The following is an 18,494-nucleotide window of genomic DNA, read 5'->3' on the forward strand; positions in this document are numbered from 1 at the left end:
GGCCGGACATGCAAGCGCCGGACATCCCGCCCGGATCACCCCGTCCGGCCATGGTTGCACGTCGCCGGCAGGTCTCCTGACTGGCGGGTCGCGGCCGTCCCCGCCTTCCCGGCCCTGCCATGCGGCAGCTCCAGTGGCATATGGGGTTGGCTCGCCGCCTACAGTTGCGGGGGCAGTTCCGTTTCCCGGTCGCGAAACCGGCACGGATTCCCTTTTCATTCCCGAAGGAAACCGGTGGCAGGTCGATGCCATGCCGCCCGCGCGAGGTCAATCGCCGCCAGTGCCGCGTCCCCAGGCAGGCCGGAGACCGCCTCAGAGATTGGTGGGCAACAGGATCTCGATGCGGATCTTCTCCTGCGAGTCGAGCGTGCTCAGCCGGTCGGCCAGCGCCCGGAGCCGCCGGATGGCGCTGCGCACCAGATGGCCGGAATCCTGGGTGATGACCGCGTCGAGCGTACCCGCGCGCAGCGCCTGCATGGTGAAGGGCGTGCGCTCGTGCGCGATGGCGACGACCGAGCCGGGCAGCCCCGAGCGGGCGAGGATCTCCACCGGGATCCGCGCCTCGGCGGACATGACATAGACGCCCGCGATGTCCGGATTGCCCGCGATCGCGGCCGCCATGACCCGCGCGGCCCGGCCCGGGGCGCCATAGGTCTCCAGCGAGGGCAGCGTCGCCAGATGCGGAAACTGGGCATGCATCACCTCGTCGAAGCCCAGCCGCCGCTCCAGGCTGTCGCGGGACTGCATGCTTTCGGCGACGACCAGGATGCGGCCCGTCCCGGCATGGATGAACCGCCCCATCAGCGTTGCCGCCGTCCGCCCGGCCGCGCGGTTGTCGATCCCCACCAGATCCGTGCCCGAGAGCGCCTGGTTCGAGATGAAGGGCAGCGCCCGCACCCCGCGCTCGCGCAGCCGGACGATGGCGTCGCGCACCTGCGGCGTCTCGGGGGCCATGATGGCGACGCCGTCGACCTCTGCGGGGCCGAGCGTCGCCAGGTAGTCGGCGATCCGGTAGGGGTCGTTGCCGTCGACCGCATGGATGCCGGTCCAGATCCGCTCGGCGGCGAAGACCGCCTCGGCCTCGCCGATATGGCGGCGGATCTCGTCGAGGAACTGGTCGCCGGTCTGCGGCAGCACGAAGAGGAAGCGGTAGCTGCGGCCCTTGGCCAGGTTCGCGGCCGAGAGGTTGCGCACGAAGCCCAGCGTCTCGATCGCGTCCATCACCTTCTGCACGGTCTCGGGCTTGACCCCCTCGCGGCCGTTCAGCACGCGGTCCACCGTCGCGCGGCTGACCCCGGCGGCGCGGGCCAGGTCCTTGGTGGTCGGGCGCAGGAGCGTGTCCGGCGCGCCGCGGGGATAGGTCTTCTTCATCGCGCCTGTCTTCGTGCCGTTGTCTTCGAGCCGTTGCCGCGGCCCGGCTCCGGAGGGCGGAGCCGCGGCCGGTCCTGCCTGTTATACAGCCAAATGAGACACGTGCATCAGAAATTTGTTGCCTTGAGGCACGTGTCACATTTACAAATATTGCATCGGAATCGCCGGGAGGAGACGGCGCCGCCGATGTTTCGGGGAGGAAACAACAATGAACGCAAGAGTCATGACATCGGCCGCGGCCGGTGCGCTGTTGGCGGCCGCCGCGTCGTCGCCGGCCTTGTCCGAGGATCTGACCCTGTGCTGGGCCGCCTGGGATCCGGCCAATGCCCTGGTCGAGCTCAGCAAGGATTTCGAGGCGGCCTCCGGCCACAGCATGAGCTTCGAATTCGTGCCCTGGCCCAATTTCGCCGACCGCATGCTCAACGAGCTGAATTCCGGCGGCCAGCTCTGCGACCTGATGATCGGCGACAGCCAGTGGATCGGCGGCGGCGCCGAGAGCGGCCATTACGTCAAGCTGAACGATTTCTTCGATGCCGAAGGCATCACCATGGACGATTTCATCCCGGCCACCGTCACCGGCTATTCCGAATGGCCCAAGGGCACGCCGAACTACTGGGCGCTGCCGGCCTTCGGCGACGTGGTCGGCTGGACCTACCGCAAGGACTGGTTCGAGCGGCCCGAGATCCAGGCCGCCTTCCAGGAGGAATACGGCCGCGACCTCGGCGTGCCCGCCACGCTGGAGGAGCTGAAGGACATCGCCCAGTTCTTCCAGGGCCGCGAGATCGACGGCACCACCGTCTACGGCGCGGCGATCTATACCGAGCGCGGCTCGGAGGGCATCACCATGGGCGTGACCAACGCGCTCTACAATTACGGTTTCGAGTACGAGAACCCGGAGACCCCCTACGATCTCGAGGGCTTCGTCAACTCGCCGGGCGCGGTGGCCGGCCTGGAATACTACAAGGAGCTCTACGACACCGCGACGCCGCCGGGCGCGTCGAACTGGTACATGGCCGAGGATATCGACGCCTACAAGTCGGGCCAGGTGGCGCTGCAGATGAACTTCGCCTTCATCTGGCCGGGGGTCGAGGCCGATCCCAATGTCGGCGGCGGCAAGTCGGGCTATTTCGCCAATCCCCCGGGCCCGGCCGGGCAGTTCGCCCAGCTCGGCGGGCAGGGCATCTCGGTGGTCGCCTATTCGCAGAAGCAGGACGCGGCGCTGGAATACATCAAGTGGTTCGCCCAGCCAAAGATCCAGGCCCGCTGGTGGGAGCTCGGCGGCTATTCGGCGCTGAAGGCCGTGGTCGAGGATCCGGGCTTCGCCGACAGCCAGCCCTATGCCCAGACCTTCCTCGACAGCATGGCGATCGTGAAGGACTTCTGGGCCGAACCCGCCTATGCCGACCTCCTTCTGGCGATGCAGGAGAAGGTGCATGACTACGTGGTCGCCGGCAACGGCACCGCGCAGGAGGCGCTCGACGGGCTGGTCGAGGAATGGACCGTGATCTTCGAGGACGAAGGCAAGATCTGAGCCCGCGCTGCCGGCGCCCGCGCGCCCCGGCAGCCCGCCATGGCGCCCCGCCCGCCGGGGCGCCGTCCATGCCCTGAAGGACCCGTTCCATGACCCATGCCCCGATGGAGAAGCTCGCCCGGGCGACGCCGCGGCCGGTGGCGCGCCGCATCAGCGGCCTGTCGGACCGCGCCATCGCCTGGATCTTCGTCGCGCCCTCGATCTTCCTGCTGCTGGCGGTGAACATCTTCCCGCTGATCTGGACGGTCCGGCTGAGCTTCACCGACTACCGCGTCAACCGCCCGAACCGCGACGTGGAGTGGGTCGGCCTGCGCAACTACGAGCGCATCCTGACCGATGACGGCATCTGGGCGACGATGCAGGCCACCGCGCATTTCCTGATCTGGACGCTGGTCCTGCAGGTGCTGATCGGCTTCGCCCTGGCCTTCCTCATCAACAGGAAGTTCCGCGGCAGCGACCTGTGGACCACGGCGATCGTGCTGCCGATGATGCTGAGCCCGGCGGTGGTCGGCAATTTCTGGACCTTCCTCTACCAGCCGCAGATCGGCCTCTTCAACTACGCGATCGGCTTTCTCACCGGGGCGGATCCGGCCTCCTTCTCGATGATCGGCGACGTGGCGCTGGCGCCCTGGGCGATCATCATCGCCGATACCTGGATGTGGACGCCCTTCGTGATGCTGATCTGCCTCGCCGGGCTCAGATCCATCCCCGAGAGCATCTACGAGGCGGCCGAATGCGACCGCGCCAGCAAGTGGCGGCAGTTCTGGACCATCACCATCCCGATGGCGCTGCCCTTCCTGATGCTGGCCGTGCTGTTCCGCGGGATCGAGAACTTCAAGATGTTCGACCTCGTGGTGCAGCTGACCGGCGGCGGCCCGGGCAACACCACCACGCTGACCTCGATCGACCTCAAGCGCGAGGCTTTCGAGCGCTGGCGCACCGGCTATTCCTCGGCCTATGCCGTGATCCTCTTCGTCACCGTCTTCGGCCTGGCCTCGATCTACGTGAAGGCCCTGAACAAGGTCAAAGAGAGATGAGCTTCTCCGTCACCGCCCCCTCGCCCGCCGCGCGCTGGATCGCGGGCCTGCTGGTCGCGCTCTATGCCATCGTCACGCTGCTGCCGCTGGCCTGGATCATCGCCACCGGCTTCAAGTCGCCCGCGGACGCCATCGCCTATCCGCCCAAGGTGCTCTTCGAGCCCAGCCTCGAGGGCTATGTCAATCTCTTCACCACCCGCACCCGCATCGCCGAGGCGGATTTCGCCGCCCTGCCCCCGCCCGGCACCTGGTACGAGGAAATCGTCCGCGACCAGGGCATGGTGATCGCCGGGCCCTCGCGCTATGGCGAGCGCTTCCTCAATTCGGTAATCATCGGCTTCGGCTCGACCGCGCTGTGCATGGTGCTCGGCACCGCCGCCGCCTATGCCTTCAGCCGCTTCCGCGTGCCGCTGAAGGACGACCTGATGTTCTTCATCCTCTCGACCCGGATGATGCCGCCGATCGCGGTGGCGATCCCGATCTTCCTGATGTTCCGCCAGATCGGGCTGAACGACACCCATCTGGGGATGATCCTGCTCTACACGGCGGTGAACCTGTCGCTCTCGGTCTGGCTGCTGAAGGGCTTCATCGACGAGATCCCCGTCGAATACGAGGAGGCGGCGCTGATCGACGGCTATACCCGCTTCCAGGCCTTCCGGAAGGTGGTGCTGCCGCAGGCCGCGACCGGCATCGCCTCGACCGCGATCTTCTGCCTGATCTTCGCCTGGAACGAATACGCCTTCGCGGTTCTGCTGACCTCGGGCACGGCGCAGACCGCCCCGCCCTTCATCCCCACGATCATCGGCACCGGCGGCAAGGACTGGCCGGCCGTCGCCGCCGGGGCGACGATCTTCCTCGTCCCGGTCATGGTCTTCACCATCCTCCTGCGCAAGCACCTGCTGCGGGGGATCACCTTCGGAGCCGTGCGCAAATGACCGCCTTCCTCCGCGACCTCGCCCGCCTGCGCCGCGGCCCCTGGGAACTGGTCGCCAGCGCCCTGATCGCCTGCGGCGTGGCGATGCTGATGCAGCCCTGGGTGATGGCGCTCTTCACCTGGTCCTTCCTCGTCACGCTGGCGGGCACGGTGATGTTCATCATCTCCAGCCATTTCCCGGACTGACCCATGGCCCAGATCAGGATCGAGAACCTGCGCAAGGATTTCGGATCGTTCACCGCGGTCCGCTCCTCCAGCTTCACCGTCGAGGACGGCGAGTTCTTCATGCTGCTCGGCCCCTCGGGCTGCGGCAAGACCACGACGCTCCGGATGATGGCCGGGCTCGAGCTGCCGACATCGGGCAGCATCCATATCGGCGGCGAGGAGGTCGGCATGAAGCCCGCCAGCCAGCGCGACATCGCCTTCGTCTTCCAGATGTTCGCGCTCTACCCGCACATGAATGTCGGCCGCAACATCGCCTACCCGCTGATCAGCCAGGGCATGCCCCGCGCCGAGGCCAGGAAGAAGGTCGCCGAGGTCGCCCGCATCCTCGGCATCGAGGGGCTGCTCGACCGGCCCGTCGGCGGGCTCTCGGGCGGCGACCGGCAGCGCGTCGCGCTCGGCCGCGCCATCGTCCGCCGCCCCAAGGCCTTCCTGATGGACGAGCCGCTCGGCGCGCTCGATGCCGAATTCCGCGAGCACATGGCCGAGGAGCTGCGCGCGCTGCATGACCGGATGGGCGCGACCACGGTCTATGTCACCCATGACCAGCTCGAGGCGATGCAGATGGGCGACAAGATCGTGGTGATGAACCATGGCGTGGTCGAGCAGTTCGGCGTGCCGCAGCAGATCTACGACTGGCCGGCCACCCGCTTCGTCGCCGCCTTCATCGGCTCGCCGCCGATGAACTTCCTCGATTTCGAGGGCGCGGTGCATGAGGGCCAGGACCGCGTCGAGCTCGGCACGGCCGCCATCGCGGTTCCGCGGCTGCTGGAGGGCGCGCGCGGCGCGCTGACCCTCGGGGTGCGCCCCGAGCATGTCCGGCTGGACGATGCCGCGCCCTTCCGCGGCGAGGTGATCGCGACCGAGTACCTGGGCACCACGCAGATCGTGACGCTCGACACCGCCTTCGGCCGGGTCCGCGCGCGCCGTCCCTCCGCCGAGCCGGTCCGCCCCGGGGCCCGCACCGGGCTTGATTTCGACGCGCGCACGCTCAGCGTCTTCAACGCGACGACCGGCCGGGCGCTGGTCTCGGACGCCAACAGGGAGGTGCTGGCCCATGGCTGAGGTGGAGCTGCTCCGCGTGACCCGGCGCTTCGGCGCCGAGACCGCGCTTCAGGATCTGAGCATGACCGTCCCCGACGGCGCCTTCGTCGTGCTGCTGGGCCCGACCGGCGCGGGCAAGACCACGACGCTGCGCATGGTCTCGGGGCTCGACTCGCCCGATAGCGGCACGGTGCGCATCGGCGGGCGCGACATGGCCGGGCTGGCGCCCGCGCAGCGCGACGTGGCAATGGTCTTCCAGCAGTATTCGCTCTACCCGCATCTGACGGTCCGCGAGAACCTGGAATTCCCGCTGAAATCGCCGGTGCTGCGCACCCCGCGCGAGATGATCGACCGCAAGGTCGGCGAGGTGGCCGAAATCCTGCAGATCTCGCACAAGCTGGACAACCGGGCGACCGCGCTTTCGGGCGGCGAGATGCAGCGGGTCTCGATCGGCCGCGCGCTGGTGCGCAACCCGGCGGTCTACCTGATGGACGAGCCGCTGAGCTCGCTCGACGCCAAGCTGCGCGCCGATCTGAGGGTGGAGCTGAAGAACATCCAGGCGGTCTCGGGGGCGACGCTGCTCTACGTGACGCATGACCAGATCGAGGCAATGACCATGGCGACCCATGTCGGCGTGCTCGACCGCGGGCGGCTGGTCCAGTTCGGCACCCCGCGCGAGATCTACGAGGATCCGGTCAGCCTCTATGCCGCCGGGCGGCTCGGCCAGCCGCGGATCAATGTCCTGCCGGCCGACACTTTCGCCGGCGCCCCGCCCGGCGCCGCCTATATCGCGCTGCGCCCCGAGCATATCGCCCAGGGCGAGGGACGGGAAAGCCGGGTGACGCGGGTGGAGCATCTGGGCGACCAGACGCGGCTGCACCTGACGCTGGGCGGGCGGGACCTGGTGACGGTGACCGATCCGCATACCGCGCTGGGGGCCGGGGACATCGTCCGCATCCGGCCGCGCGACCCGCTCTATTTCGACGCCGCCGGCGCCAGGCTCGGCTGAGGGAGACCAGAATGACCCATTTCATGAACCGCAAGGAAGACATCGTCACCGAGGCCATCGACGGCGCCCTTGCCGCCTCGGGCGGCGCGCTGGCGCGGCTCGACGGCTATCCGCATATCCGCGTGGTGCTGCGCGCTGACTGGGACCGCTCGAAAGTGGCGCTGGTCTCGGGCGGCGGCTCGGGGCACGAGCCGGCCCATGCGGGCTTCGTCGGGGCGGGCATGCTGACCGCGGCGGTCTGCGGCGACGTCTTCGCCTCGCCCTCGGTCGATGCGGTGCTGGCGGGCATCCTTGCCGTCACCGGGCCCGCGGGCTGCCTGCTGATCGTCAAGAACTACACCGGCGACCGGCTGAATTTCGGCCTCGCCGCCGAGCGGGCCCGCGCCTTCGGTCTGGATGTCGCGATGGTTGTCGTCGATGACGATGTCGCCCTTCCGGACCTGCCGCAGGCGCGCGGGGTGGCCGGCACGCTCTTCGTCCACAAGATCGCGGGCGCCCTGGCCGAGAGCGGCGCCCCCCTGGCCGAGGTCGCCGAGGGCGCCCGCCGCGCCATCTCGAAGATCTCCAGCATCGGCATGTCGCTCGACACCTGCACCGTGCCCGGCTCGCCGAAGGAAAGCCGCATTCCCGAGGGCATGGCCGAGCTCGGGCTCGGCATCCATGGCGAGGCGGGGGTGGAGCAGCTCGCCTATGACGGCGCCCGCCAGGCGATGGCGGCGATGTGCGACCGGCTGGCCCAGGCGACCGGCGGCGCGCCCTGCGTGGCGCTCCTGAACAATCTCGGCGCGGCCTCGGTGCTGGAGATGTCGGTGCTGGCCGCCGAGCTGCGCCGCTCCGCGCTCGGCCCGCGGATCACCCATCTGGTCGGCCCGGCGGCGCTGATGACCTCGCTCGACATGCACGGCTTCTCGCTCTCGCTCTTCGAGGCGGATGCCGCCGAGCTGGCGCTGCTGGCCGCGCCCTGCGGGGTGCGCGCCTGGCCCGGCACCGTCGCGCTCGCCCCCGACCGGGTTCTGCGGCTGCCCGACGGGCTGGCGCCGGTCCGCGCCATGCCCTCGGCCCATGCGCCCACCCGCGCCTTCCTGCAGAAATGCTGCGACCTGCTGATCGCGCAGGAGGACGACCTCAACGCGCTCGATGCCAAGACCGGCGACGGCGATACCGGCACGACCCTGGCCAATGCCGCCCGCGCGCTGGCGGGCTCGCTCGACGCGCTGCCGCTGGCGGATCACACCCAGCTGTTCCGGGCGATTCAGCAGGAGCTGAGCCAGACGATGGGCGGCTCCTCGGGCGTGCTGCTGGCGATCTTCTTCGCCGCGGTGGGGGATGCCGCCTCCTCCGGCCTGCCGATGCGCGAGGCGCTGGCCGCCGGGCTGGAGCGGATGCAGGAGATCGGCGGCGCCCAGCCCGGGGACCGCACCATGGTCGACGCGCTCAAGCCCGCGCTCGAGGCGCTGGCCCAGGGCATCGGCCCGGCCGCAAGGGCCGCGCGCGAGGGCGCCGACTACACCGCGACGCTGACCCGCGCCCAGGCCGGGCGCGCCGCCTATATCGGCGCGGGCCAGCTCTCGGGCCATGCCGATCCGGGCGCCGAGGCGGTCGCCCGGCTCTTCGAGCACCTGGCCGGCTAGCCCCCCGCGGCTCAGCCCGCCAGCCCGTCGAGCAGCCAGCCATGCAGCCCCGGCGCGGCCGCCAGAACGCCGCCCGGGTCCTGCAGCGGCCCGCCATCGAGCCCCGTGACGGTGCCGCCCGCCTCGCGCAGGATCAGCGCCGAGGCGCCGTAGTCATGCAGCGACAGCATGTCCTCGAAGAACCCGTCGAGCCGCCCGGCCGCGACATAGGCGATCGACAGCGCCGAACTGCCGAGCCGCCGCACCCCGGCGGTCTCGTCCATCGCCCGCGCCAGCGCCGCGTGGTAGCGCGCCTCCGAGACCGAGCGGACCTGGCCGCGGATCGGCAGCCCGGCGCCGATCACCACATCCGGCAGCGCCCCGCCCGCCACGAGCGCCAGCCGCTGGCCGTCGAGCCAGGCGCCCTGCCCCGCCTCGGCGGCGAAGAGCTCGCCCAGCATCGCGTCGAGGGTCACGCCGCGGCAGAGCGCACCGTCGCGCAGCTCGGCGATGACCACGGCGAAATGCGGGATGCCCCAGGCGAAATTGGTCGTGCCGTCGATCGGGTCGATGACGAAGACCGGCTGGCCGGGCGCGGGGGCGGCATCGGCCACCTGCTCCTCGCCCGCGATGCCGCAGCCGGGGAAGGCGGCGCGCAGCGCGGCAGCGATCTCGGCCTCGACCGCGCGGTCGGCTTCTGTCTGGTAGTCCGCCCGCCCCTTGGAGGCGAGCGCCGCGCCGCGCCCGGATTGCAGCATCCGGCGGGCCAGGGCCCCGCCCGCGAGCGCCGCGGCGGCAATCGCGCGCAGTTCCGGCGAGGCGTCGGGGGGAAGGTGGTCGCGGGTCATGGCAGGCTCCTCTGGCCGGCGGGTGGAAACGCGTCGCCGCGGGTCATCGCGGCGGTGATCTGCGGCGCGAAGAGCGCCGCGAAAGCCAGGATCGGGGCGGCGGCGGCAAGCGCCCAGGCCGCCCCGGCGGTTCCGGCAATGCCGCCCAGAAGCGGCGGCACGGCCATCAGCGACAGCATCGAGACGACCGAGAAGGCCGCCATGGTCTCGGCCGCGGGGCGCGACGGATGGCAGAGCGCCAGCCCCGCCGCGACCGGCGCCGCCAGCGCGACCCCGGCCCCGCAGAGCGCGAAGCCCGCCGCCTGTCCGGCCTCCCCGGGCGCCAGATGCACCAGGACGAGCCCGCAGAGCACCGCCGCCGCCATGGCCCGCAGGAGCACCGGCACCGGCCAGCGCTGCCGCAGCCGGTCGCCCGCCAGTCTCAGCGCAATCATGCCGAGCGCAAAGGCGGCATAGATGCGCGCGGCCGCCTCGGGCGCGATGCCGCGGTCCTCGCGCAGATGGAACATCGACCAGTCGTAGAAGGCGCCCTCAGTCACCGCGAAGCCCGCCACCAGCAGCAAGAGCCGGAAGGCGAAGCCGTCGGGCCGCGCGATCCGCGGCGCGCCCTTGCGCCGGGGCGCCTCGGCCGGGCCCGGGCGCAGGAGAAGCAGTGCCGCCAGCGGCAGGATCGCGGCACAGAGCCAGGCGAGCCCGGCCGCAACCGGGATCCCCGCCGCCGCCGCCCGCCCGCCAAGCAGCGCGCCGCCGAGCAGCCCCGCCGACCAGGCGCCATGGCAGACGGACAGGACCGGGCGGCCGGCCGCGGTCTCGATCCGCGCGGCGATCAGGTTCTTGGCGACCTCGAGCACCGCCATCAGCGCGCCGTAGAGCCCCAGAAGCCCCGCCAGCGGCAGCGCGCCCGGACCGGCGAGCCCAGATGCGGCCGCCCAGAGCGTCCCGGCCCCGCCGCCGAGGCAGAGCCCCGCGGCCGCGCGCGGCCCGAGCCGCCGCACCAGCGCGGGCGCGGCGAGAAACCCCGCCACCGTGCCCGCGGCCTGCGCCATCAGCGCCCGGCCGAGCGGTCCCGGCGCCAGGCCGAGCCCGGCCGCGACCTCGGGCAGCCGGGAGTAGAAGGTCGCGAAGGCGAGCGCGTTGAAAAGAAAGATCGCGGCGGGCAGAAGGACGGGCGGCATCGGGTCGGGCACTTCGGCAAGGGGCATTCCGGACGGGATTTCCGGACGGCGCAGGCGGTGCGCCGCACGCGCCCAAGACACCAGCGGCGGGCCGCTGCCAAGGGGTCCGCGCCCCGCCCGGCGAAGTTAATCGACATGTCACGAAACCGTCGCGGAACTGACATCAAGCGGCACTAGGCCGCTGCGTCATCCGCAGCGCATGTCCGGCAGCCTCCCGGCCGGACCGACCATGAGGGACCTGCCATGACCGCCCATCCGACCCGCCGCCGCTTTCTCCAGGCCGGTGGCGCCACTGCCGCCGCCGCCGCGCTGATGCCGCGCCTGGCGCTTGCCGATGACGGCACCGTCAATGTCTATACCGGGTCCGACAGCAACATCTCGGACTTCTGGACCAATGTCATCCTGCCGGGCTTCCGCGCGCAGAACGGCTCCGTCAATGTCCGCGTCGTCGATGCCGGCGACAGCGCCGGGCTGCGCGCCATCGCCGACCGCGCGCTGGCCGCGCTCGGCACCGGCAAGGACCCGCAGGTGGAGCTGTTCGAGGCCTTCACCCCCGACCAGACCGCCGGCGGCGTCGAGGCCGGGCTCTGGGTCGATTTCGCCGAAGCAGGGATCGACGGCTGGGACCGGGTGAACCCGGAGGCCAAGCAGACCGATCTCGACCTGCCCTATCGCGGCAGCCAGGTGCTGCTGGCCTATGACGCCACCCGCATCGACCCCGCCGAGGCGCCCAGGAGCTGGGAGGCGCTGACCGCCTGGATCGCCGCCAATCCCGGGCAGTTCATCTACAACCGCCCCGACAAGGGCGGCTCGGGCGGCAATTTCGTCCGCCGCGCGATCCACGAGGCCAATGGCCGCGACCCGAAGGCCTTCACCATCGCCTCCTATAGCGAGGCCTTCGCGGCCGAGGCGCTGGCCCCGGCCTGGGACATCCTGAACGCGATGGCCCCCGATCTCTACGAGGGCGGCGCCTATACCTCGGGCAACACCCAGTCGATCCAGCTGCTGGCGCAGGGCGTGGTCAGCATGACCCCGGTCTGGTCGGACCAGGTGCTGCAGGCGGTGTCGATGGGCGTGCTGCCCGAGACGACCGGGCTGGTGCAGCTGCAGGATCTGGCGCTCTGCGGCGGGTTCAGCCGGATGATGGTGCCGGTCAATGCCGCCGAGAAGGCCGCGGCGCTGGAGCTGGCCTCCTACGTGCTGTCGGCCGAGGTGCAGTCGAAAATCATCACCGGGCTCGGCGGCTTCCCGGGCGTCTCCTGGGACCATGTCGATCCGGCGCTGCGCGAAGCGTATGCCGATGTCATCCCGGCGACGATCCCGACCTTCCCCTCGGGTCCCTGGGACGCGGCGGTGAATGACGGCTGGTACCGCAATGTCGCGCCGGGCATCAGCCGGGGCTGATCCGCGTGAGTGATGCAGCAATCGCGGTCCGGCCGGTCCGGGCCGCCCCGCGCGGAGGGGGGCTGACCGGCCTCCTTCTCGTCTTCCTGCCGGTCGGGCTCTTGGCCTGGCTGATCCTCTATCCGATCCTGCGCGCCGTGATCCGCACGCTGGTCGTCCAGACCGGGACCGGCCCGGCGCTGAGCCTCGAGACCTACCGCTTCTTCTTCACCGACGGCTATTCGCTGGCCAATCTCTGGCTGACGCTCTGGGTGACGGCGCTCTGCGCGGTGCTGCTGCTGGCGGTGTGCCTGCCGATCGCGCTCTACCTGCGCTTCGCGAAATCCCGCATCGCCGCGCTGGTGCAGGGGCTGGCGCTCTTCCCGATGTTCGTGCCGTCGGTGATCCTCGCCTATGCGCTGATCCGCACGCTGGGGCCGAACGGTGCGGTCGACCTGGTGCTGAACGCGGCGGGGCTGCCCAAGATCGCCTCGCCCTACCTGACGCCCGCGGGGCCCGTGATCGGGCTCGTCTGGGACAACATTCCGCTGACCGTGCTGATGCTGGTCGCCGGGCTCGGCAATGTCTCCGACAATGCGGTCGAGGCCGCCCGCGATGCCGGGGCCCGGCCCTTTGCGCTGCTGCGCCACATCATCCTGCCGCAGATCGGCAATGCGCTTCTGGTCGTGCTCTCCTTCACCGTGCTGTCGATCTTCTCCGCCTTCACGCTGCCCTACGTGCTCGGCCCCGCCTCGCCCGAGATGATGGGCCCCTTCATGCAGCGCACCTTCACCGACGTGCAGGATCCGCGCATGGCGATCACCCAGGCGGTCATCACCTTCGCGATCTGCGCGGGCTTCGGCGCCTTCTATGTCCGCTCCATCGCCCGCAACCGGGAGGCAAGCCGATGAGCCGCCGCACCGACTGGACGGGGATCCTATTGGCGGCCGTCCTCGGGCTCGTCATCGTCGTGCCGCTGGTCGTGGTCGCGATCTGGGCCTTCGCCGAGGTCTGGCGCTATCCCAGCGTGCTGCCCCAGGAATTCGGCCTGCGCTTCTGGAACGCCACGCTGGCGCGCCCGGATGTCTGGGCGGCGATGTCGATGTCGCTGCGCCTCTCGGTCACCGTCACGGCGCTTTCCGCGCTGATCTGCCTGCCCGCGGCCTATGCCTTCGCGCGGCTCGACTTCCCGGGGCGCAACTGGCTGTTCCTGTCCTTCCTGGCCAGCCATGCCTTCCCGAAATTCGGGCTGCTCGTCGCGATCGCGGGGATCTTCCTCAATCTCGGGCTGATCTCGACCTTCTGGGGCGTGGTGCTGATCCAGCTCGTCGGCACGCTGATGATGATGATCTGGATCCCCGTCGCCGCCTTCCAGTCGGTCGACCGCCGGATGGAGGAGGCCGCGCGCGACGCGGGCGCGGGCCCGGTCCGGGTCTTCTGGTCGATCAGCCTGCCGCAGGCGGCGCCGACGATCTTCGCCGCGCTGATGCTCAGCTTCGTCGGCACCTTCTACGAAACCGAGGGCGCCTGGCTGATCGGCGCGCCCGAGATCCGCACCATGCCGGTCCTGATGATCACCTTCATCAACAACCAGATCGTGGTGCAGTACGGCGCGGTCCTGTCGGTGCTCCTGTGGGTGCCGAGCTTCTTCGCCCTCCTCTTCACGCGGCGGCTCGTCGGGTCGCAATCCTTCGCCAAGGGCTTCGGAGTCTGACCATGGCCACGCTTTCGCTATCTGCAATCGGCAAGTCCTTCGGCGGCGCCGATGTCATCCCCGGGCTCGATCTCGACATCGCCGAGGGCGAGCTGGTCTGCCTGCTCGGCCCCTCGGGCTCGGGCAAGTCGACGCTCCTGCGCATGGCCGGGGGGTTCGAGATGCCCGACCGCGGCACGGTGCGGATCGGCGGCGCCGACGTCACCCGGATGCCCCCCGAGAAGCGCCCGACCGCGATGGTGTTCCAGAGCCACGCGCTCTGGTCGCACATGAGCGTCGCGGGCAATATCGCCTTCGGGCTGAAGCTGCGCCGCCTGCCCCGCGCCGAGATCCGGAGCCGCGTCGAGGCGGTGCTGGAGCTCGTCGGCCTGGCGGGCTACGGCGCGCGCAAGGTCTGGCAGCTGTCCGGCGGACAGCAGCAGCGCGTCGCCATCGCCCGCGCCCTGGTGCTGGAGCCGCAGATCCTGCTTCTCGACGAGCCCTTCGCCAGCCTCGACCAGCATCTGCGCGAGCGCATGCGCGAGGAGCTGCGCGACATCCAGCAGCGGCTGGGGATCACCACGCTCTTCGTCACCCACGGCCAGGACGAGGCGCTGGCGCTGGCCGACCGGATCGTCGTGCTGAAGGACGGGCGGATCGAGCAGGCGGACGCGCCGGACGTGCTCTACCGCGCCCCGGCGACGCGCTTCGTCGCGGGCTTCATCGGCACGATGAACTTCCTGGCCTGCGACATCCGCCGCGGCCGCGCCGACCATCCGCTCTTCGCGGTGCCGCTGGCGCTGCCCGACGGCCCGGCCGAGCTGGCGATCCGCCCCGAGGCGCTGCGGCTGACACCGGACGCCGAGGGGCCCGTGCGGGTGCGCCGCGTCACCGATTACGGCAGCCATGTGCTGGCCGATCTGGAAACCGACGACGGCGAGCGGCTGAAGGCGCATTGCCCGCCCGAGGCGCGGCCCGCCCCCGGCCAGCGGATGCGGCTTTCGGCGCGGCAGCTTTCGGCCTACCAGCAGGGAAGGCGCGCCGAGGCGTCGCCCGCCCATCTGCGCGAAGGAGCGCTCCATGCCTGATCCGGCAACCACGCTGCGCCATGCCAAGGGCGAAACGCGGCTGAAATGGCATCGCGGCCGCCGCATGGCCGCCGACATGGAATTCGACCCCGACCGCATCCTCGAGGGCATGGCGGCGGGCGCCTCGGTCGAGATCGACCTCGTCGCCCATGCCGGCGGCGGCTTCGCGGTGCTGCACGACTTCTCGCTGGATCGCAGCACCACCGGCACCGGCCGCGTCGCCGAGCGCACCGCCGAAGAGCTGCGCCAGCTCCGCCGCCGCGGCAATGACGGCGCAGAGACCGGCGTGCGCGTGGCGCTGCTGGGCGATCTCTGCGCGGCGATGGCCGCCCAGCCGCATGTGCCGGGCGCGCTCCTGCAGCTCGACCTGAAGGAGGAAGCCGGCGCGCTCGGCCCCGCCGACGCCGCCGCCTTCGCCGCCGCCGTGGCCCCGGTGGCCGATCGCGTGATCCTCTCGGGCGGCGACAAGCACGCGGTGGCGCGGCTCGCCGATGCGCTGCCGGGGATGCGCACCGGCTACGATCCCTGTCATTTCGGTGCGGCCGGGGCGCTGGCGGAGACAGGCGACGATGCGGGCTTCGTCGAGCGGGCGCTGCAGGATGCCGGCAAGGCGGAGATGATCTATCTCGACATCGCGCTGATCCTCGGCGCGCTCGGCCGCGGCTTCGACCCGGTGGCCGCCTTCCATGCCGCCGGGCGGATGGTCGATGCCTACACGATCACCGGCGCGACGCCCGAGGCCGCGGCGCTGGCGCAGAGGCTGGCGGCGCTCGGCACCGACCAGATCACCACCGACGACCCTGCCGGGCTGGCTGCATTGCTGGCCTGACAGCGGCCGCACCGGCCAGCGGGCCGCTGCGCCCGGTAGGGGGGATGACGGCCAGGGATCCATTCCGACCGCGCCCGGGAAGGATGCGGCGGACACCGCCGCCCCCGGCCACGGCAGACGGGAACTGAATACCGGCCGCGCGAGAACGGCCGACCGGCCCCGCCTACCCGCCGCGCAGGCTCAGGTGGTGGGGCAGATAGACCGGGCCCGCGGGCGGCGCGCCCTGCCAGAGCTGGCCGAGCACCTCCATCACCGCCGGGCCGTAGAGGTCCCGCGGCACGGCGACCGAGCTGAGCCAGCCCGCCACCCAGTCGTTGAAGATCAGGTCGTCGAAGCCGAAGAAGCGCACCGCCTCCCCGCCGGGGAGCGCCGCCTCTTCCAGCGCGCGATGCGCGCCATAGGCCAGCGCGTCGCTCAGGCAGATCACCGCGGCGGGGCGCAGCCCGGCGGCCAGCGCCTGCGCCATCGCCGCGCGTCCGGCCTCGAGCTGGTTCAGCCCCGGCGCGGCGATCTCGGCCAGCTCCGGCGCGCCGCGCCCGGCGGCGGCGAAGGCCTCCAGAATGCCCTGGCGCCGGTAGGTCCCCGCCGTGCGGTCGAGCAGCCCGTGGACCAGCGCGACCGGCCCGCAGCAGAGCCCCAGCACCGCCTGCGCCAGATCCCGCCCCGCCGCGCGGTTGTCGATGCCGACATAGGCCGAGCCCGGATCGCCCGGATCTGGCCGGTTGACGAAGACCAGCGGCGGCCCCTCCGCGCGCATCCGGTCGAGCCCGGGACTGTCTACCGCCCCGGCCAGCACCACGGCGCGCACCATCTGCGCCTGCATCTCCTCCAGATAGGCATCCTGCACCGCCGCCTGCTCGCGCGTGTCGCAGAGCGACATCACGAGCCCCTCGCCGCGCAGCCCGATCTCCACCGAGGAGGCGATGGCGCCCATCACCGGATTGGCCAGCGCCGCGGCCAGCATGGCGACGATCCGGCTTTCGCGGCGGCGCAGCGCCTGGCCCGCCCCGGCCGGACGGTAGTTCAGCTCGGCCGCCGCGGCGCGCACCCGGGCGACGGTCTCGGCCGAGGCCTTGTTCGTCACCCCGTTCATCACCCGCGAGGCGGTGGCGATCGAGACGCCGGCATGGCGCGCCAGCATCGTCAGCGAGGCGGGCGTCTTCGGCGGGCGGGACTGGGCGGTCATGGGCGGGCTCCGGTGGTCGCGGCAAGGCTAGCCGCGCATCCCGCGAAGGGAAAGCCGGATTGCCGCAGCCCGGTCCCCGGGCGCTTGCCAGGCCGGAAGCCCGCCGCTAGTCTCCGCGTTAGGAAAACGTTTACCTTTGCGTGAATCGCGGAAAACCCGCGACTCCCGGGGGGCGTCCGTATCCTGAGGAGGACAAGTTGAGATCTGCATTCCGCTGCGCGCCGCTCCTGGCGGCGCTTGCCTTCGCGCCCGCGCTTGCCGGGGCCGAGAACCGCATCGACACGATCCGCGCCGATGCGCCGGAGCTGGCCGCCTATGGCACCCACGCGGTCGGCGTGCGGCGGCTCGATCTCGTCCATGAGGACCAGATCGACATCGCGGCCGTCGAAGACATCACCACCCCGCCGGATGCGCAGCCGCGCGCCGACCGCCCGCTGCCGGTCGAGATCTGGTATCCCGCCGCGCCCGGCGCCGAGGGCAGCACGACCCTGCGCGCCTTCATCCGCGACGGGAAGACCGAGGTCGGTCTCGAGGGCCGCGCCGTGTTCGATGCCGCGCCCGAGACCGGCACGGCCTTCCCGCTGGTGATCGTCTCGCACGGCTATCCCGGCAACCGCTTCCTGATGGCGCCGCTGGCCGAGAGCCTGGCCTCCAAGGGCTATGTCGTCGCCGCGATCGACCATACCGACACGACCTACAGCACGCTGCGCTCCTTCCCCTCGGCGCTGGCCAACCGCTCGCGCGACCAGCTCTTCGTGCTGGACGAACTGGCGCGGATGGCGGCGGAGCCGGGCAGCTTCCTCCACGGGCTGGCCGATCCGGATCAGAGCGCGATCATCGGCTATTCGATGGGCGGCTACGGCGCGCTCGTCTCGGCCGGGGCCGGACTGACCGAGGCGGCGGTGACCGCGCGCGAGGGCATGTGGAGCGCGCCGGCCGGGTCGCTCGATCTCTTCCGCGCGGGCTCGGAGGCCTATGCGGCGCATCTCGATCCGCGGGTGAAGACCGTCATCGCCTTCGCCCCGGCGGGCTATTCGGTCGGCTTCTTCGACAACGAGACGCTGGCGGGCATCCGGATCCCGGTGCTCTTCATCGGCGGCTCGCGCGACGACGTGGTCGGCTACGAGGGCGGCGTGCGCGCCACCTGGGAGGCGGCGGTGAATTCCGACCGGGCGCTGCTGACCTTCGAGAACGCCAACCACAATGTCGGCGCGCCGATGGCGCCGCCGGAAGAGGCCCGCCGCTATGACGAGGCGCTCGGCTTCAACATGGCGCTGCACTACATGGATTTCGTCTGGGACAATGTGCGGATGAACAACGTCTCGGCGCATTTCGCGGCGGCCTGGCTGGGCAAGTACCTCAAGGGCGACAGCGGCATGGACGCCTATCTGGATCTGGTGCCCGACAGCGCCGACGGCGTGCGGCCGAAGGACGGCAGCGGCGCGGACACCTACTGGACGGGCTTCCCGGACCGCAGCGCGCAGGGGCTGCGCTTCGAGACCCTGGCCGCGGCGGCGCGCTAGCAGGGGGCGGA

At 71.1% G+C, this 18,494-nt stretch carries 17 protein-coding genes and 1 riboswitch; of the genes, 13 read left to right on the forward strand and 4 right to left on the reverse strand.

Annotated elements, in window-relative coordinates; genetic code table 11:
- Positions 1-48 precede the first annotated feature (48 nt).
- A riboswitch (cobalamin riboswitch) is annotated at positions 49-251 on the reverse strand.
- A 61-nt stretch (positions 252-312) separates the two neighbouring features.
- Positions 313-1,371 (reverse strand): LacI family DNA-binding transcriptional regulator, encoded by a 1,059-nt coding sequence (locus tag FGX59_RS06900; RefSeq protein WP_138465796.1) that lies wholly within the window; start codon positions 1,369-1,371, stop codon positions 313-315.
- A gap of 208 nt (positions 1,372-1,579) precedes the next feature.
- On the opposite strand from FGX59_RS06900, the gene FGX59_RS06905 reads away from it, so the two are divergent.
- From FGX59_RS06905 to FGX59_RS06935, 7 genes are all read left to right on the forward strand, one after another.
- Positions 1,580-2,902: an ABC transporter substrate-binding protein gene (locus FGX59_RS06905; protein WP_138465797.1), complete on the forward strand. Its 1,323-nt coding sequence runs from the start codon at positions 1,580-1,582 to the stop codon at positions 2,900-2,902.
- Positions 2,903-2,991: 89 nt separating this feature from the next.
- Positions 2,992-3,939 carry a carbohydrate ABC transporter permease gene (locus tag FGX59_RS06910; protein WP_138465798.1) on the forward strand — a complete coding sequence of 316 codons (948 nt, stop codon included), beginning with the start codon at positions 2,992-2,994 and terminating at the stop codon, positions 3,937-3,939.
- Positions 3,936-4,874 carry a carbohydrate ABC transporter permease gene (locus FGX59_RS06915; protein ID WP_138465799.1) on the forward strand — a complete coding sequence of 313 codons (939 nt, stop codon included), beginning with the start codon at positions 3,936-3,938 and terminating at the stop codon, positions 4,872-4,874. The genes FGX59_RS06910 and FGX59_RS06915 overlap by 4 nt, the downstream gene beginning before the upstream one ends.
- Positions 4,871-5,059: a hypothetical protein gene (locus tag FGX59_RS06920; protein ID WP_138465800.1), complete on the forward strand. Its 189-nt coding sequence runs from the start codon at positions 4,871-4,873 to the stop codon at positions 5,057-5,059. The genes FGX59_RS06915 and FGX59_RS06920 overlap by 4 nt, the downstream gene beginning before the upstream one ends.
- Positions 5,060-5,062: 3 nt before the next feature.
- Entirely contained in the window at positions 5,063-6,160 is a 1,098-nt protein-coding gene (locus tag FGX59_RS06925; protein WP_138465801.1) for an ABC transporter ATP-binding protein, read from the forward strand.
- Positions 6,153-7,148 carry an ABC transporter ATP-binding protein gene (locus FGX59_RS06930; protein WP_138465802.1) on the forward strand — a complete coding sequence of 332 codons (996 nt, stop codon included), beginning with the start codon at positions 6,153-6,155 and terminating at the stop codon, positions 7,146-7,148. Before FGX59_RS06925 ends, FGX59_RS06930 begins: the two co-directional genes overlap by 8 nt.
- 11 nt (positions 7,149-7,159) lie before the next feature.
- Entirely contained in the window at positions 7,160-8,779 is a 1,620-nt protein-coding gene (locus FGX59_RS06935) for a dihydroxyacetone kinase subunit DhaK (protein ID WP_138465803.1), read from the forward strand.
- 11 nt (positions 8,780-8,790) lie between these two features.
- On the opposite strand, the gene FGX59_RS06940 is transcribed toward FGX59_RS06935, so the two are convergent.
- Positions 8,791-9,606: an inositol monophosphatase family protein gene (locus FGX59_RS06940; RefSeq protein WP_138465804.1), complete on the reverse strand. Its 816-nt coding sequence runs from the start codon at positions 9,604-9,606 to the stop codon at positions 8,791-8,793.
- On the reverse strand, positions 9,603-10,808 hold the full coding sequence (locus FGX59_RS06945) for an MFS transporter (RefSeq protein ID WP_138465805.1): 1,206 nt from the start codon (positions 10,806-10,808) through the stop codon (positions 9,603-9,605). The genes FGX59_RS06940 and FGX59_RS06945 overlap by 4 nt, the downstream gene beginning before the upstream one ends.
- 216 nt (positions 10,809-11,024) lie before the next feature.
- On the opposite strand from FGX59_RS06945, the gene FGX59_RS06950 reads away from it, so the two are divergent.
- From FGX59_RS06950 to FGX59_RS06970, 5 genes are read left to right on the forward strand one after another with little or no spacing between them, the layout of a single operon-like run.
- Positions 11,025-12,185, forward strand: a complete 1,161-nt coding sequence (locus tag FGX59_RS06950) for an extracellular solute-binding protein (protein WP_138465806.1) — start codon at positions 11,025-11,027, stop codon at positions 12,183-12,185.
- A gap of 5 nt (positions 12,186-12,190) precedes the next feature.
- On the forward strand, positions 12,191-13,075 hold the full coding sequence (locus FGX59_RS06955) for an ABC transporter permease (protein WP_171060542.1): 885 nt from the start codon (positions 12,191-12,193) through the stop codon (positions 13,073-13,075).
- Positions 13,072-13,878 (forward strand): ABC transporter permease, encoded by an 807-nt coding sequence (locus FGX59_RS06960; RefSeq protein WP_138465807.1) that lies wholly within the window; start codon positions 13,072-13,074, stop codon positions 13,876-13,878. Before FGX59_RS06955 ends, FGX59_RS06960 begins: the two co-directional genes overlap by 4 nt.
- A gap of 2 nt (positions 13,879-13,880) precedes the next feature.
- Positions 13,881-14,945, forward strand: a complete 1,065-nt coding sequence (locus tag FGX59_RS06965; RefSeq protein ID WP_138465808.1) for an ABC transporter ATP-binding protein — start codon at positions 13,881-13,883, stop codon at positions 14,943-14,945.
- On the forward strand, positions 14,938-15,774 hold the full coding sequence (locus tag FGX59_RS06970; protein WP_138465809.1) for a glycerophosphodiester phosphodiesterase family protein: 837 nt from the start codon (positions 14,938-14,940) through the stop codon (positions 15,772-15,774). Before FGX59_RS06965 ends, FGX59_RS06970 begins: the two co-directional genes overlap by 8 nt.
- 163 nt (positions 15,775-15,937) lie before the next feature.
- Here FGX59_RS06970 and FGX59_RS06975 read toward each other — a convergent pair whose 3' ends face one another.
- Complete coding sequence (locus FGX59_RS06975; RefSeq protein ID WP_138465810.1) at positions 15,938-16,960, reverse strand: LacI family DNA-binding transcriptional regulator; 1,023 nt, start codon at positions 16,958-16,960, stop codon at positions 15,938-15,940.
- A 197-nt stretch (positions 16,961-17,157) separates the two neighbouring features.
- On the opposite strand from FGX59_RS06975, the gene FGX59_RS06980 reads away from it, so the two are divergent.
- Entirely contained in the window at positions 17,158-18,483 is a 1,326-nt protein-coding gene (locus FGX59_RS06980) for a dienelactone hydrolase (RefSeq protein ID WP_138465811.1), read from the forward strand.
- Positions 18,484-18,494: the final 11 nt, after the last annotated feature.

It is taken from the genome of Poseidonocella sp. HB161398 (assembly GCF_005870025.1).
In the GTDB taxonomy this organism is placed as follows: Bacteria; Pseudomonadota; Alphaproteobacteria; order Rhodobacterales; family Rhodobacteraceae; genus Mangrovicoccus.